The following is a 15,760-nucleotide window of genomic DNA, read 5'->3' on the forward strand; positions in this document are numbered from 1 at the left end:
GGGAGCCTTATTTGAAGGGCCCTGGCAATTACGCGACACTGATGTTGTGAAAACTCCCACGCCTTCGAACCGCACGCCTTCGGGCGCCGCGGCGGCGCGGGACGAGTCCACCCGGGACCGGGTCGCCCGCTCGATCCTGACCAACGGGCCGTCCAGCGCCGCGGTGCTGGCCGAACGGCTCGAGCTGACCCCGGCGGCGGTCCGCCGGCACCTGGACCACCTGCTCGGCGAGGGGCTCGTGGAGTCCCGCGAGGAGCGGGTCTACGGTCCGCGCGGCCGTGGCCGCCCGGCCAAGGTGTTCGTGCTGACCGACAGCGGCCGGCACGCGTTCCACCAGGCGTACGACGACCTGGCCGCGACGGCGCTGCAGTTCATCGCCGAGGCCGGCGGTGACGAGGCGGTGGCGGAGTTCGCGCGCCGCCGGGTCGCCGAGGTCGAGGACCGGTACCGCGAGCTGCTGGACGCGGCCCCGGAGGGCGAGCGCACCCAGGTGCTGGCTCAGGCGCTGAGCAGCGACGGGTACGCCGCCTCCACCCAGCAGGCCGGTGCCGGCGCCCAGCTGTGCCAGCACCACTGCCCGGTCGCGCACGTGGCCGAGCAGTTCCCCCAGCTGTGCGAGGCCGAGACCGAGGTGTTCTCCCGCCTGCTCGGCAAGCACGTCCAGAGACTGGCCACCATCGCCCACGGCGACGGGGTCTGCACGACGCACATCCCCGGCTCGCACCCAGTGTCCGAGCCGGTTTCTCCTGTATCCGACGGCGAATCTGCGAGGACTGCACGATGACGCAAACCGCTCACCCCGAACTGGAAGGCCTCGGCAACTACCAGTACGGCTGGGCCGACTCCGACGCCGCCGGCGCGGTCGCCAAGCGCGGCCTGAGCGCCGACGTGGTCGCGGGCATCTCCACCCTCAAGAACGAGCCGGAGTGGATGCTCGACCTGCGGATGAAGGGCCTGAAGCTCTTCGACCGCAAGCCGATGCCGTCGTGGGGTGCCGACCTGTCCGGGATCGACTTCGACAACATCAAGTACTTCGTCCGGTCGACCGAGAAGCAGGCCTCCAGCTGGGAGGACCTGCCCGAGGACATCAAGAACACCTACGACAAGCTCGGCATCCCGGAGGCGGAGAAGCAGCGCCTGGTGGCCGGCGTCGCCGCGCAGTACGAGTCCGAGGTCGTCTACCACCAGATCCGGGAGGACCTGGAGGAGCAGGGTGTCATCTTCCTCGACACCGACACCGGCCTGAAGGAGCACCCGGAGCTGTTCCAGGAGTACTTCGGCTCGGTGATCCCGGTCGGCGACAACAAGTTCGCCGCGCTGAACACCGCGGTCTGGTCCGGCGGCTCGTTCATCTACGTGCCCAAGGGCGTCAAGGTGGACATCCCGCTGCAGGCCTACTTCCGGATCAACACCGAGAACATGGGCCAGTTCGAGCGGACCCTGATCATCGTCGACGAGGACGCCTACGTGCACTACGTCGAGGGCTGCACGGCGCCGATCTACAAGTCGGACTCGCTGCACTCCGCGGTCGTCGAGATCATCGTGAAGAAGGGCGCCCGCTGCCGCTACACGACGATCCAGAACTGGTCGAACAACGTCTACAACCTGGTCACCAAGCGCGCCACCTGCGAAGAGGGCGCGACGATGGAGTGGATCGACGGCAACATCGGTTCCAAGGTGACGATGAAGTACCCGGCCGTGTACCTGATGGGCGAGCACGCCAAGGGCGAGACGCTGTCGGTCGCGTTCGCGGGCGAGGGCCAGCACCAGGACGCCGGCTCCAAGATGGTGCACAACGCGCCGCACACCTCCAGCTCGATCGTGTCGAAGTCGGTGGCCCGCGGTGGCGGCCGGACGTCGTACCGGGGTCTGGTCGAGGTGGCGCCGGGTGCGCACCACAGCAAGTCCACGGTGCGCTGCGACGCGCTGCTGGTCGACACCATCAGCCGCTCCGACACCTACCCGTACGTCGACGTCCGCGAGGACGACGTCGCGATGGGGCACGAGGCGACCGTCTCCAAGGTCAGTGACGACCAGCTCTTCTACCTGATGAGCCGCGGGATGGCCGAGGACGAGGCGATGGCGATGATCGTCCGCGGCTTCATCGAGCCGATCGCCCGCGAGCTCCCGATGGAGTACGCGCTGGAACTGAACCGACTGATCGAGCTGCAGATGGAAGGGGCCGTCGGCTGATGACCGCCACCGAGACCCTGGTTGCCACCGGCAACCGGGCGCACTCCCACGGACCGGGGTCCCCGGTGCCGTTGCAGGCCCGGAGCGAGCGGACCACGTCGTACGACGTCGCCGACTTCCCGGTGCCGAACGGCCGCGAGGAGGAGTGGCGCTTCACCCCGGTCAAGGCCCTCAAGGGCCTGTACGCCGACGAGGCGGGCACCGAGGCGCCGAAGCTCGAGGCGCGCGGCCCCGAGGGCGTCGTCGTCGAGACCGTCGCCGTCGACGCGCTGAAGGCGCTCACCCCGCAGGACCGGATCGCCGCCGTCGCCTGGAACCACGCCGCCGACGCGCTCGCGGTCCGGATCCCGGTCGAGGCCGAGCTGTCCGAGCCGGTGCACGTGAACGTCGCGAGCCTGGGCGGCCGTGGCTACGGGCACCTGGTGATCGAGGCCGGCCGGCACAGCCGGGCGACCGTGATCGTCGACCACACCGGCTCCGGCGAGTACGGCGCCAACGTGGAGATCGTCGTCGGTGACGGCGCCGAGCTGCGGGTCGTCTCGATCCAGCAGGGCGACCACGAGTCGATCCACGTCGGCCAGCACGACGCCGTCGTCGGCCGCGACGCCAAGCTGAACCACGTCGCGGTCACCCTGGGCGGCAAGATCGTCCGCCTGTCCACCAACGTCCGGTACGCCGGTCCCGGTGGCGACGCCGAGCTGCTGGGCGTGTACTTCGCCGAGTCCGGTCAGCACCACGAGAACCGGCTCTTCGTCGACCACGAAGCGATCAACTGCAAGTCCAACGTGCTCTACAAGGGCGCGCTGGCCGGGGACGATGCCCGCTCGGTGTGGATCGGCGACGTGCTGATCCGGGCCGCGGCCGAGGGCACGAACACCTTCGAGCTGAACCGGAACCTGGTCCTGACCGACGGCGCCCGCGCCGACTCGGTGCCGAACCTGGAGATCGAGACCGGTGAGATCGAGGGCGCCGGGCACGCGTCGGCGACCGGCCGGTTCGACGACGAGCAGCTGTTCTACCTGCAGGCCCGCGGCATCCCCGAGGACGTCGCCCGCCGGCTGGTGGTGTCGGGCTTCTTCAACGACATCATCGGGCGGATCGGCGTACCGGAGGTGGTCGAGCACCTGCACGAGGTGATCGAGCAGAAGCTGGCCCGCACGGCCGAGCTGACCGCGGCGGCCAAGGCCTGAGCATGAGCGACTCGTTCGAACGCGCTTGCGCTGTCGCCGACGTCCCCGACGAAGGGGTCGTCTCGACCGAGGTCGGCGGGGTGGAGGTGGCCGTCGTGAAGAGCGAGGGCCAGTACTTCGCCGTCCGCGACGAGTGCTCGCACGCGCAGATCCAGCTGTCCGAGGGCGACGTCGGCAACTGCGAGATCGAGTGCTGGCTGCACGGCTCCCGGTTCGACCTGCGCACCGGTGAGCCGACCAGCCTGCCGGCCTACGACCCGGTCCCGGTCTACCCGGTCCGGCTCGACGGCGACGACGTCCTGGTCGACGTCAAGAACCCCCTGAACCAAGCTTCCTAAAGCAGACGGAGATAGAAGAAAACCCATGGCGACACTCGAGATCCGCGACCTGCACGTGTCGGTCGACACCGAGAACGGCCCCAAGGAGATCCTGCGCGGCGTCGACCTGACCATCGCCGGTGGTCAGACGCACGCGATCATGGGCCCGAACGGTTCCGGCAAGTCCACGCTGGCGTACTCGATCGCCGGTCACCCGAAGTACAACGTCACCGGCGGCACCGTGACGCTGGACGGCGAGGACGTGCTCGACATGGCCGTCGACGAGCGCGCCCGGGCCGGCCTGTTCCTGGCCATGCAGTACCCGGTCGAGGTCCCCGGCGTGTCGGTGTCGAACTTCCTGCGCACCGCCAAGACCGCGATCGACGGCGAGGCCCCGAAGCTGCGCACCTGGGTCAAGGACGTCAACAAGGCGCTGGCCGACCTGGACATGGACGCCGACTTCGGGCAGCGCAACGTCAACGAGGGCTTCTCCGGCGGTGAGAAGAAGCGCCACGAGATCGTCCAGCTGGAGCTGCTGAACCCGAAGATCGCGATCCTCGACGAGACCGACTCCGGCCTCGACATCGACGCGCTGAAGATCGTCTCGACCGGTGTCAACCGGTTCGCCGAGGCCGGTGACAAGGGCGTCCTGCTGATCACGCACTACACCCGGATCCTGCGCTACATCAAGCCGGACTTCGTGCACGTGTTCGTCGACGGCAAGGTCGCCGAAGAGGGTGGCGCCGAGCTGGCCGACGAGCTCGAGGCCAACGGCTACGAGCGCTTCGTCAAGACCGGAGCGAAGGCCTGATGGGCGCCCGGACCTTCAGCAGTCCGCTGGACCTGCAGTCGGTCCGGGCGGACTTCCCGATCCTGTCCCGCGAGCTCGCGGGTGGGTTCCCGCTGGTCTACCTGGACTCGGCCAACTCCTCGCAGAAGCCGGCGCAGGTGGTGCAGGCGCTCGAGGACCACTACCTGAAGCACAACGCGAACGTCGCGCGCGCCATGCACCAGCTCGGTGCCGAGGCGACCGCGGCGTACGAGGGTGGCCGGGACACGGTGGCCGCGTTCATCGGCGCGGCCAACCGCGACGAGATCGTCTTCACCAAGAACGCCTCCGAGGCGCTCAACCTGGCGGCGTACACGCTCGGGGCCGGCCTGAAGCCCGGTGACGAGGTGGTGATCTCCGAGATGGAGCACCACAGCAACATCGTCCCGTGGCAGCTGGCCTGCGAGCGGACCGGCGCGACGCTGAAGTGGTTCGGCGTCACCGAGGAGGGCCGGCTCGACCTGAGCAACGTCGAGGAGCTGATCACCGAGCGGACCAAGGTCGTCTCGCTGACCTGGGTCTCGAACGCGCTCGGCACCATCAACCCGATCACCGAGATCGCCGCCAAGGCGCACGCCGTCGGCGCCGTGATGGTGGTCGACGCGTCGCAGGCGGTGCCGCAGTTCCCGGTGGACGTCGCGACGCTCGGCGCGGACCTGCTGGCCTTCACCGGTCACAAGGTGGTCGGCCCGACCGGGATCGGTGTGCTCTGGGGCCGGTACGACCTGCTCGCCTCGCTGCCGCCGTTCCTGGGTGGTGGCGAGATGATCGAGGTCGTCCGGATGACCGGTTCGACGTACGCGCCGCCGCCGGCCCGGTTCGAGGCCGGGACGCCGCCGATCGCGCAGTCGGTCGGGCTCGGTGCCGCGCTGGACTACCTGTCCGGGATCGGGATGGACAAGGTCGCCGCCCACGAGCAGGCCATCACGGCGTACGCGCTGGACGGTCTGAAGACCGTGCCGGGGCTGAAGATCCTCGGGCCGACCGACGCGGTCGACCGTGGCGGAGCGATCAGCTTCGAGCTGGACGGCGTGCACCCGCACGACGTGTCGACCGTGCTGGACACCCGGGGCATCGCGGTCCGGGCCGGGCACCACTGCGCGCGGCCGGTGCACGAGCGGTTCGGAATGCAATCGTCGACCAGAGCGTCTTTCTACCTGTACACGACACCCGAGGAGATCGACGCGCTCGTCGACGGACTCGGGTTCGTCCGAAGCTTCTTCAAGGTGGACTGAGATATGCAGCTGGACAGCCTGTACCAGGAGATCATCCTGGACCACTACCGCAGCCCGCACCACGCGGGTCTCGCGGAGCCGTACGACGTGGAGGTGCACCACGTGAACCCGTCCTGCGGGGACGAGGTCACGCTGCGCGTCGAGCTCGACGGCGAGACCGTGACCGGCGTGACGCACCAGTCGGTCGGTTGCTCGATCAGCCAGGCGGCGACGTCGGTGATGAGCGACCTGGTGATCGGCAAGCCGGTCGCCGAGGGAATGGCGACGTACGAGAAGTTCCTGGAGCTGATGCAGGGCCGCGGGAACGTGGAACCGGACGAGGACGTGCTCGAGGACGGGGTCGCCTTCGCGGGCGTCGCCCAGTTCCCGGCCCGGGTGAAGTGCGCGCTGCTGGGCTGGTCGGCCTGGCGCGACGCCACCGCCCAGGCGCTTGCCAAGACAGAGGGAGTCACCAATGCCTGACCAGACCGAAGAGAAGATCGAGCTGCCCGAGGTCGACCTCGAGGCGGCCGCGGCGCCGGCTGGTGGCAGTGTCGCCGTCGAGGACGTGACGGAGGCGCTCAAGGACGTCGTCGACCCCGAGCTCGGGATCAACGTCGTCGACCTGGGCCTGATCTACGGCGTCACCGTCGACGACACCACCACGGCGATCATCGACATGACGCTGACCTCGGCGGCCTGCCCGCTGACCGACGTGATCGAGGACCAGACCCGGATGGCCCTCGACGGCCTGGTCAACGACTTCCGGATCAACTGGGTCTGGATGCCGCCGTGGGGCCCGGAGAAGATCACCGACGACGGTCGCGACCAGCTCCGTGCGCTCGGCTTCAACGTCTGAGCGACACCCCAGTACTGCGCAAGCCCGGGTCAGGTGGCCCGGGCTTTCGCATGCGCTAGCGTCGGCGGGTGACTCGAATCGTCTCCGTCGCCCCCGAGCGGCTCGACCAGTGGCTGACCGGTTTCGGTGAGCGGCACGGCGAGACGTCGTACGACGTGTCGCCCGAGCTGGTGCGGCTGGTGGGGGAGGACGGCGCGGTCGCCGAGGTGTTGGTGCCGTTCGGGCCGCTCGCCGAGTTGAGCCGGGACGGGTTGGTCGCTCATGTGTTGGAGGAGCGGCGGCTTGGGCTGCTGCTGGTGCGTCGGGGTGGTTACGGCGCGGGGGTGTTCGTCGGGCGGAAGCTGACCGACTCCAAGGTCGGCTCGCGGCATGTGCAGGGGACGACGAAAGCCGGTGGCTGGTCGCAGCAGCGGTTCGCGCGGCGGCGGGACAACCAGGCGCGGGAGGCGTTCAACGCGGCGACCGAGGTCGCCGTACGGATCCTGGCGCCGGCCCGGCTGGACGTGCTGGTCACCGGGGGAGACCGGAAGGCGATCGACACCGTGCTGGAGGACCCGCGGCTCAAGGAGCTGCGCGGGCTGGTTCGGCCACCCTTTCTCGGGGTGGCCGATCCCAAGCAGAAGGTGCTCGAGCAGGCGGGCGTGGACGCCCGCGCGGTGCGGATCGAGCTGACCGACCCTCAGCCTTCGCCGTAGAGCTTGCGGAAGTCGATCAGCGTGTCGCGGTAGAACTCGTAATCCTCGGTCAGCTTCGCGCGGGTGAAGAGCTCGCGGTCCTCCTCGTGCGTGCGCAGGCCGAGCTCGGTCCAGAAGCCGTCGTCGGGCACCTCGTCGGCGCCGTCGGGCAGGAACTTCAGCGCCTCGGCCATCGCGTCGCGGGCGAACTCCCAGTTCAGCTCGACGGTCGCGCGGTCCTGGCCGGGCTGGCCGGTGTAGTCCAGGTCGGCGTCCTGCGCGCGCTGCGCCCAGACCGACGCGAGCTGCACCCAGTCGCCGGCGTCGAGCAGCAGCGAGTTGCCGAGGCCGAAGCGGGCCTCGCTCAGCCGGGCCGCCTCCTCCGTGCGGTACAGCACCTCGACCTCACCGGCCGCCGAGCTGACCGTCCAGGCCTCCTCGCCCTCGGTACGGGTGGTCTCGGGCGTCGCGGTCACCCGCGGCGCCTCGACGGCGGTGGCCAGCACGCTCAGGTAGACCTCGGCCTCGGCCAAGGTCCTCGCGGTCAGCATCAAAGAACTCCCGGATCGCTGTAGCTGTCTCGGACGACGAGCAGTCTGTCCACCCGAAACCTACCGGGTTCGGCGTCCCGGAGCGCGCGCCCGGCCTCGGTCCAGAAGGCGTCGTCCGGTACGGCGTCGGCGTCCGGCGGGACGAACTTGAGCACTTCCTCGACCGCCGCCCGAGCGACCGCCAGCACCGTGCTCGCCTGCTCGTCGTCGGGTGCGGCGTCGTCCGGGACGGACGCGGCGGCGCTGTCGGCGACCTCCATCCACTGGCCGGCGTCGATCAGCTCGGACGCCTCGGGACCGCCGAAGTTCGGGAACGGGCCGAGGGACTCGCTCTCCGGCAGACCGAACAGGTACTGCCGGGAGGCGCCGCAGCTCGAGCAGACACCGGAGTAGCTGATCACCAGCTCGCCGTCCTCGTCCGCGAGCCCGTGCTCCCACGGAGTGTCGATCGAGCCGCAGTCCGGGCACGGGTTCAGCTCCAGGAACAGCAGCGTCTCGTCACCGGTCCGGGCGATCGCGTACGTCGGTTCGTCGTCGCTCACCGAGCTCCCCTCTCGAAGGACTCCAGTCTCACCCAGCATGCGCGGATGGTGCCGAAGCTGGCCGGATCAGGCCTCGTGGAGACCCGGGCCGGCGTCACGGAGGCCCGGGCCGGCCCGGCGGCGCTCACTGGACGCCCATTCCGCTACCCCGCTTGCCGCGGGCCATCGCCACGTGCCGCGCGGCGTGCGCCTTCGCGCCCTGCGCGCGCTCCGGCTCGTTGTGCGGCCCGGAGCGGCTGTGGTCGAGCCCGGTCAGCGCCGACGCGGGCACGCCCTTGTCCTCCAGCGCCTGCACGACCATCCCGCTGAACCGCTCGCCGGCGCCCTTGGCGTCGTACAGGGCCCGCAGGTCCACCTTCCCCTCGGCGAGCATCGCCAGCGACGGGTGCAGCGCGCCGAACGCGGCGCCGTACCCGTTGTCGTCCTGGCCGACCATCGTGCCGTTCGGCAGCGCCCGGTACTGCTGCTTGCTGCCGTCCTGCTGCTTCATCGTGACCAGCACCTCGACCTGCTCGCTGCGTGCCCGCGCGAGCGCCTCGACCAGCGGCCGGTACGGCGCGACCGTCCGCGACCCGTCGGCCCCGGTGACGACCTCGCTGGCCGACACCCGGCGGACCGGCACCCGCTTGGCCAGCTTCGCGAGCTCGTCGGGGTTCCAGTTCTGCATCGGCGCCTGACCGGCCTCCATCCGGGCCTGCATCGCCTCGAACTCGTGCCGGAACATGCTCAGCGTCACCACACCGGTCGCCGCGTTCTCGAAGGTGGCTTCGTGGGTGGTCTTGGTCTGGTGGTCGCGGGTCGTCCGCTGCCGCCGCGCGTCGACGTGGAAGGTGACCAGGAGCTGCACGGTGACCAGCTCGCCGGACTCGTTGGAGTTGGTCTCGTCGCGGTTGCCGGAGGTGTCGGCGCTCTTCTCCTTGGCCTGCTCGCCGAACGACATCCCGACCGACACCCCGGTGGTCGGGTCCGAGGTCCCGATCTTCCGGCTGATCGGTGCGAGCCGAGTGCTCTCCTGGGTCGTGTTGACGGCGACCTGGTGCCGGTGCGCCTCACCGAGCTGCGCGACCTCCGCGTCGTCGGAGACCAGCTGCAGACCGGACAGATCGGCCCGCAGCCGAAGCCGCACCTGCCGTGACCCGTGACCAGGCACCGGCAGACCAGGCGTCCACGGGCTGCCGGACCTGTCGGAGCGCTCGAACGCGATCCGCCGGGCGCTGCCGTTCAGCTCCTCCCGGATGATCGCCTTGTTCAGCTGTACGCCGGCCCGCGTGAGCCAGCGCCGGTTGCCCAGCTCGCTGGTCACCCGGGTGACCAGCGCGTCGTCGAAGTCCGGGTCGTCGATCGTCTCCTGCTCGTTCGGCAGCTGGCCGTTCTGGTCGTGCAGCTGGATGCCGCGCAGGAACTTCTGCGGCGACAGGACCACCGGGCGGTGGTCGGTGAAGGCCGGCGGGTCGAGCGGCACCTGGTTGACGTCGGACGCGGGGACGAGCAGCGTCAGCCGGCCGGTCGCCTCGCGGCGGTGCGGCTCCGGGCGCTTCTCGTCGTTGCGGAACCGGTCGACGGTCTGGCGCAGCTTGCCCTTGGTGTCGGCACCGACGCCGGGGGTCTCCTCGACGTCGACGACCAGCCGGAAGTCGTGCTCGACCCGCCTGGTCTTGGACCACAGCGCGCGGCTCAGGTGCGTGTTCTGGTCGACGACCTGGGAGGACTCGGCGGTGGTCAGCTCGGTGCTCAGCCCCGCCGACCCGGCGTCGCCGTCGGTGATCCCGCCGCCGAGATCACCGGTGTACCCGGTGCTGCGGGTGATCCCGCGACCTTCCTCGGTGTAGTCGTAGCCCTGCAGGATGATGAGCGCGTTCTCGCTCTGCTCCTTGTCTTCGGCACCTTCCGCCTTGGCGGCGGCCGGCGCCTCGTCGATCGTGATCGCGCTGGTGCGCACCATCCGGACCCGGACCCGCAGGTTCCGCGGAGCCGACGTCCCGGGCTCCGCGCCGCCGAACGGCAGCTCCATCGTGAAACCGCTCGGGTCCTTCATCTTCTCCGCGTGCCCGCGCCAGCGGATCCCGCCCAGCTGGCTGCGGATCGCCGCGCTCACGGCCGGGTCCTCGACCGCGTCCGGGACCGCCTCGGCGACTGCCGCGTGCACCTCGCGCTCCAGCGTGCTGACGTTGCCCTCGCCGTCGCGGAACAGGTCGCGGTCGACCAGCCCGGCGCCCATCGTCGTCCGGTAGTGCTCGGGCAGCTCCGCCTCGGCGCGCTGCTCGGCGATCTCGGCCGCGTCGGCCGCGACCTGCTCGAAGGTCTCCGGCTGCGACCGCGGCTTGGTGACCTTCGCCGTACGGCGCAGCAGGTCCTTCAGCTGGTCGTCGGTGTGCGTCCCGGCGAGCCCGGTCGTCACCCCCTGCTTCTCGACCTGGTAGCGGCGGATCATCGCGGTCGCGGTCCGCCGGTCGAGGCTGAGGTTGCCGTCCTGCAGCCGCTCGACCGCGTCGGCGACCTTCTGCAGCGGCAGTGCGAGCTCCTTCTCGCCGTACATCCGCAGGGCGTCCCGCTCGGGCAGGGTGAGCATCACCCGGCCGCCGTCCAGCGGCACCCGCTTCGGCGTCGCCAGGCCGGACGCCTTGATCCGCGCCTCCAGCTTCAGGTCGCCGACGAACTGGTAGTGCTGCCCGTCCTTGATGTTCAGCCGTTCGACACCACGGATCGCCAGCTCGTTGCTGGAGCTGGAGATGTTGCCGGACCGGTTGACCCCGACGGACACGTTGCCGCCGTTGCCGCTCGGGTCCACCGATCCGGTGCTGAAGCCCGCGCCGACGGTGTTGCCGGTCGAGCTGCCGGTGGTGAACCCGGCGCTGTCCAGGGTCAGGTTGATGTCGCCGATGATCGGGTGCCCGCTGCCGACGTACCGGAGGTTCTCGATCGTGGTGGTCAGCGAGATGCTGCCGCGGCGCGGGGTGAAACCGCGCTGCGCGATCGCCTGGTCGCTGTCGGACGGTGGCGGGCTGACCGCGAAGTCGGTGCTGTACGGCGTGGTCAGCATCTCCGGGTGCGCGTTCAGGTTGCGCACGCTGACGAACCCGGCCAGGTGGTGCAGCGCGGCGGAGTCGGTCCGGGCGACCGCGGGCATCGCCGCCGCGAGCCGGGACGCTACGTCGCCGCCGTCCAGGTGCTGCCAGGTCGCCGACTGCAGCAGTTGCGGGTCGACCTCGCCGTCGATCGCGACGCACTGCTCTTCGCCGCGGTCGCAGAACTCGCTGTCGATCGAGAGCTTCGCGCTGCCCGGGACGGAGACGATCGGGTCGGTGTCGCCGTCGGCCAGCACCTCGGTGACGACCAGCTGGTGGCTGACCCGGAAGTCGGCCAGGGCGCCCGAGCTCTCGGTGAGCGTGACGCCGTTGACCGTCGTACCGGTGACCCAGCCGAAGAACCGGCCCAGCGCCGACCGCCCGTACGACGGCCCGCCGTCCGGCGTACTGCCGGCCTGGCCTTCGCCGGGTTTGTTGCTGAACCCGAACCGGGCCGACCAGGGCAGGCCCTTCGAGCGGCTCCGGGAGCGGCTGGTCGTGTTCGACCCGATGTGCAGGTTGGCGGCGGTCTGCGAGCGGTTCAGCCCGAGCCAGCGCGGCTTCTTGTTCTTGAAGTCCTGCTCGATCGCGACCCGGAACGTGCGCTCGTCGGTCAGGTGCCCGGTGTGGTGCAGCGTCAGCGCGAACACGAAGCCGCCCTGACAGGCCTGGTCGTACCCGGTCTCCAGCCGGTGCTGCGACAGCTGCTGCGCGACCCGCTCGAGGTTCGCCAGCTTGCTGGCCACCAGCGCCGGGTCCTCACCGGCCAGGCTGCTCATCACCGGCTTGAAGTTGCGCAGCTCCGGCACCCAGCCCTCGTCGCTGAGGTGCTGCACGAACGCCTTGAACGCCGGATCGGCGCCACGCAGCTTCTGCACAAGAGCCGGCCCGGCGCCGCGCAGCTGCCCTTCCTCGTCACCCATCCAGACCGGGAGCTTCATCGCCTCACCCGGCTGCGCGCAGCCCCGGGTCAGGACGCCGCCGTCGGCGCTGATCTGGGCGAACCCGTTCTCGTCGAGCACCAGCGCGTCCTTGGAGACCGGCAGGCCGTAGTCGAGCGCCTCGTTCTCCGGCAGCCGGACGACCGCGGCGCCCTCGTGCTCGACCCCGAACGACTCGTCGTCCTTGTCGAGCCGGTGGAAGGTGAGCTTCTTCTTGACCGTGAACTTGACCCCGACGGTCTCCTCGGTGCGCTGCACGCTCGGGTGGATCGCGACGTCGCTGACGTTCAGGCTGTCGCCGCGGGAGACGCTCCGGCCGCCGCGCACGCTGGGTCCGAAGTCGACGTCGGACGTCCAGATGTCGTTCAGCTCCTTGCCGGGGTAGCCCAGCGTGGCCGCGCTGGACGACGACGTCCCGAACGACTGACCGCCGGTGGCGCCGGTGAAGCCGACCCGGATCCGCTCGATCTTGTGCTCGGGGGAGCTGTCGCTGAGCAGCTCGGCCGACTCCTTGACCACCTCGGCCTCGAGCTGCGCGTAGGCGACCGCGCGGCCGCCGTTGTAGATGATCCGGCCGAAACCGCCCGGCCGGGTCGCCTCGGTCAGCGAAGCCGGTGCGTCGTCGGCGCAGAGCGCGCGGATCTGGTCGTGCGCCGACCGGTCCAGCGTGCCGATCCGCGACTGCAGCCCGGCGATGCCCGCGTCGGCCAGGTCGTCCATCCCGTCGACCCGGGACGCGACCAGCTCGGGCAGCTCGTCGGCGCTGATCAGGTCGCCCAGGTCAGCGTCCGGCGCGAACACGAGGTCCTCGCGCCGGACCGTCTCGGCCGGCGGCGCGACCGTGTAGGTGTGGCTGATCCCCATCACCAGCTGGGTGGCGTCCTGCGGGTCGCCGGAGTCGACGACGTTCACCTGCGACCAGGGCTGGGTGACGCCCTGGCGGACCTGCCAGCGCCACTGCGGCGCGTCGGCGGCGTACCGGAGGATCTCGCCGTTGAGGATCTCGACCGCGCCGTAGGTGCCGTTCTCCTGGGCGCCGGTGGCCACCGAGTGGCTGGAGCCGACGGCGTACTCGAAGCCGGGGGTGACGAAGGCCGACGTGACGTTCGCCGCGTGCTTCACCGAGCTGTGGTCGGGGAGGAGGGCGGCCAGGGTCTTCAGGCCGGCGCCGCCGTTCTGGTTGAGGGACTCGACCGTGGAGGTGCCGACGCTGAAGCCACCCTGCCGCAGCTGGGCGAGCGCACCCTCGTCGAAGGTCAGCGGCGAGGACAGCACCTCGCGCAGCTCGCCCGGGTTCAGCTTCACCTTGAACTGGACCAGGCTGTTCGCGTCCGCCCGGGCGTTGCTGCCGACCGTCAGCAGTACGCCGTCCGGCGACAGCACCCGCCGGGTCGCCGACCGGAGCCGCCGGTGCAGCACCTCGGGCGTGTAGCGGAAGGGGTTCTCGCGGCGGGCCAGCTCCTCGTTCAGCTCGCGGGTCAGCTTGGTGAGGTGCGGGAAGCGACCAGAGGTGATGGCAGTGTGCTGGACGTCCTGCAACGGCAGCGTCGCGGCCACCGCCTGCCGGTACGCCGTAACGCTGTCGCTCGCAGCCTTGGCGAGCTCCTGCACCTCCGGCCCGGGCTTGCCGCCAGATGCCTCCAGCTCGTCCAGCTTGCTGAGCAGAGCGCCGTACGCCGTACCTGCCTCGCGGGCCTTCGCAGCTGCGGTGTCACAGGACGCAGCGATCTGCTCGTGCCGCCCGGCCTTCGACTCCGACGAGCGCGCGCTGACGCGGAGCTTGTGGGCCCGGACACCGGCGGCGGAGTCTTTGCGCTTCCCCTCGTCGTCGGCGTTCTTCTTCGCTTCGCCGGCCGCCTTGGTCGCGGCCTCGGCCGTCGTACGGCGGTGCTCGGCGCGATGAGTGAGCTCTTCGGCCGCGTGCTCCAGGCCGGCCATCTCCTGGACCACCTGCTCACGCAGATGGGCAGGCGTGTTCGGCTCCGCTGGAGCGGCGACGGTCTGGGTCTGCGGGACGACCTGCAGCCCACGCTCGGAGTCGGGGAGCGCAGGAGCCGGCTGGCCGGTGCGAGCGATCGACCTGGCCAGCTGCTCCAGCTCGCCGTGCAGCTGGGCCAGCTTGGCAGCGTCGGGGTTGGCTCGCAGCTGCTCCTCTCGCCAGTTCCGGCTGACCAGCCGGAACTGGTCGTACTGACCGGCTGCCTGGCGTTCGCGGCCCTGGAACCTGGGGAACTGCGCCCGGAGCTTGCCGATCAGGCTGGTCGGCACCTTGGAGGTGGACTCCCGCAGAGCGCCACCGATCTGGCTGGCCCAGATGCGGGGGAGCTGCTCGGCCGGCACACGACCGGCGATCCGGACCTGGTGCGGGTCGGTCAGGCTGCCCGCGCGGACAGTCGTGTGCGCGACCAGGCCGTTCGGCGGCTCCTCGTCGACGACGCGGAAGTAGTGGTTGCCATGCTCGGCGGTGGTGACCAGGCCGAGCCCGCGGCCGGTGACGTCGTTCGGGGTGGTGATCTGGCCGGGCAGGTCGCTGGGCTGGACGAGCTTGATCGCCTCCAGCGCCTCGGCTGGGGTCAGGTCGGGCTGTGACTCCGGGCGGCCGGAGGCGGTGAGGCCGCCGATGGCCGGCGTACCGGTGGTGCGTTGGACGGCGCTCTGGTGGCGGATGCCGGCCTGGCGGCGGTGGCGACCTCGGCCGGTACGGCGTACGAGAGCTGGGGGAGTGCCGGGGCGTCCGAGCTGCTCCGCTTCGCGCTGGATGGCTGACGCGTTGCGGACGGCGTCTGCGACCAGGGGAGCGCGCTCGCTGGCCCGCTCGGCCGCCAGACGGCGTACGGCGGAGTCGGTGGTGAGCTGGTTGCTCTCCAGGACGTTGCGCAGCACTGTGCGGGCCTGCTCCTGCACGTCCTCGGAGGCGTCAGGCAGGTCGAGCAACTGGTCCAGCGCTGCCGTCGCACCGTCCACTGGCGACGTACCGCCACGGCTGTGGTCGACCTCAGCGCCCAGCGCGGCGACCGCCTCGACCAGCAACCGCTGATCGGTGACGTCTTCCCTGGCGGCCATCGCGGCGAGCCGCGTGTCCAGCCGAGTCATCGCCGCGTGCTCCAGCAGCTCGCCGGAACCGCCCAGCCGCACCCGGCCGTCGTCGAGCGCGACGGCCTCCGGCGACACCACGCCAAGGGCCACGCCCAACGCCGCGCGCGCCCGCTCGGCCGGTGTGAACCGCAGCCGTGCCTCTGGTGCCTCGGTCATCGCAGCACAGCCCCCGTTCCTCGGTCAGCTCATGGTGACGCAGATGTGACCGCAAAGTAACCGTTGGGGTTCCACCAGGCAACCAACTGTCGATCTCGATCCGAAAACGGTGGGTGATTGACATCGGCCGTCC

At 70.5% G+C, this 15,760-nt stretch carries 12 protein-coding genes; 9 read left to right on the forward strand and 3 right to left on the reverse strand.

Going from position 1 to position 15,760, the window contains the following annotated elements; genetic code table 11:
- The first annotated feature begins 46 nt into the window (after window positions 1–46).
- The 9 genes from AB0M01_RS26665 (at window position 47) to AB0M01_RS26705 (ending at window position 7,297) form a co-directional block, all read left to right on the forward strand.
- Entirely contained in the window at window positions 47–784 is a 738-nt protein-coding gene (locus AB0M01_RS26665) for a metalloregulator ArsR/SmtB family transcription factor (protein ID WP_363674100.1), read from the forward strand.
- A complete protein-coding gene (sufB, locus tag AB0M01_RS26670; protein ID WP_363674102.1) occupies window positions 781–2,193 on the forward strand; it encodes a Fe-S cluster assembly protein SufB in 1,413 nt (470 codons plus the stop codon). Before AB0M01_RS26665 ends, sufB begins: the two co-directional genes overlap by 4 nt.
- Window positions 2,193–3,383: a Fe-S cluster assembly protein SufD gene (sufD, locus tag AB0M01_RS26675; RefSeq protein ID WP_363674104.1), complete on the forward strand. Its 1,191-nt coding sequence runs from the start codon at window positions 2,193–2,195 to the stop codon at window positions 3,381–3,383. Before sufB ends, sufD begins: the two co-directional genes overlap by 1 nt.
- A 2-nt stretch (window positions 3,384–3,385) precedes the next feature.
- On the forward strand, window positions 3,386–3,721 hold the full coding sequence (locus AB0M01_RS26680) for a non-heme iron oxygenase ferredoxin subunit (protein ID WP_363674106.1): 336 nt from the start codon (window positions 3,386–3,388) through the stop codon (window positions 3,719–3,721).
- A 25-nt stretch (window positions 3,722–3,746) separates the two neighbouring features.
- Window positions 3,747–4,511: a Fe-S cluster assembly ATPase SufC gene (gene sufC, locus AB0M01_RS26685; protein WP_363674108.1), complete on the forward strand. Its 765-nt coding sequence runs from the start codon at window positions 3,747–3,749 to the stop codon at window positions 4,509–4,511.
- Window positions 4,511–5,764: a cysteine desulfurase gene (locus tag AB0M01_RS26690; RefSeq protein WP_363674110.1), complete on the forward strand. Its 1,254-nt coding sequence runs from the start codon at window positions 4,511–4,513 to the stop codon at window positions 5,762–5,764. The genes sufC and AB0M01_RS26690 overlap by 1 nt, the downstream gene beginning before the upstream one ends.
- A gap of 3 nt (window positions 5,765–5,767) precedes the next feature.
- A complete protein-coding gene (gene sufU, locus AB0M01_RS26695) occupies window positions 5,768–6,226 on the forward strand; it encodes a Fe-S cluster assembly sulfur transfer protein SufU (protein ID WP_363674112.1) in 459 nt (152 codons plus the stop codon).
- Entirely contained in the window at window positions 6,219–6,602 is a 384-nt protein-coding gene (locus AB0M01_RS26700; RefSeq protein WP_363674114.1) for a metal-sulfur cluster assembly factor, read from the forward strand. The genes sufU and AB0M01_RS26700 overlap by 8 nt, the downstream gene beginning before the upstream one ends.
- Window positions 6,603–6,670: 68 nt before the next feature.
- Window positions 6,671–7,297 carry an acVLRF1 family peptidyl-tRNA hydrolase gene (locus AB0M01_RS26705; protein WP_363674116.1) on the forward strand — a complete coding sequence of 209 codons (627 nt, stop codon included), beginning with the start codon at window positions 6,671–6,673 and terminating at the stop codon, window positions 7,295–7,297.
- On the opposite strand, the gene AB0M01_RS26710 is transcribed toward AB0M01_RS26705, so the two are convergent.
- The 3 genes from AB0M01_RS26710 to AB0M01_RS26720 all read right to left on the reverse strand — a co-directional run bounded on the left by AB0M01_RS26710 (window position 7,282) and on the right by AB0M01_RS26720 (window position 15,627).
- Complete coding sequence (locus AB0M01_RS26710; protein ID WP_363674118.1) at window positions 7,282–7,827, reverse strand: hypothetical protein; 546 nt, start codon at window positions 7,825–7,827, stop codon at window positions 7,282–7,284. The genes AB0M01_RS26705 and AB0M01_RS26710 overlap by 16 nt on opposite strands.
- Complete coding sequence (locus tag AB0M01_RS26715) at window positions 7,827–8,369, reverse strand: hypothetical protein (protein WP_363674120.1); 543 nt, start codon at window positions 8,367–8,369, stop codon at window positions 7,827–7,829. Before AB0M01_RS26715 ends, AB0M01_RS26710 begins: the two co-directional genes overlap by 1 nt.
- Window positions 8,370–8,493: 124 nt before the next feature.
- Window positions 8,494–15,627 carry a hypothetical protein gene (locus AB0M01_RS26720; RefSeq protein ID WP_363674122.1) on the reverse strand — a complete coding sequence of 2,378 codons (7,134 nt, stop codon included), beginning with the start codon at window positions 15,625–15,627 and terminating at the stop codon, window positions 8,494–8,496.
- Window positions 15,628–15,760: the final 133 nt, after the last annotated feature.

This window comes from Kribbella sp. NPDC051770, assembly GCF_040681455.1.
Classification (GTDB): Bacteria; Actinomycetota; Actinomycetes; order Propionibacteriales; family Kribbellaceae; genus Kribbella.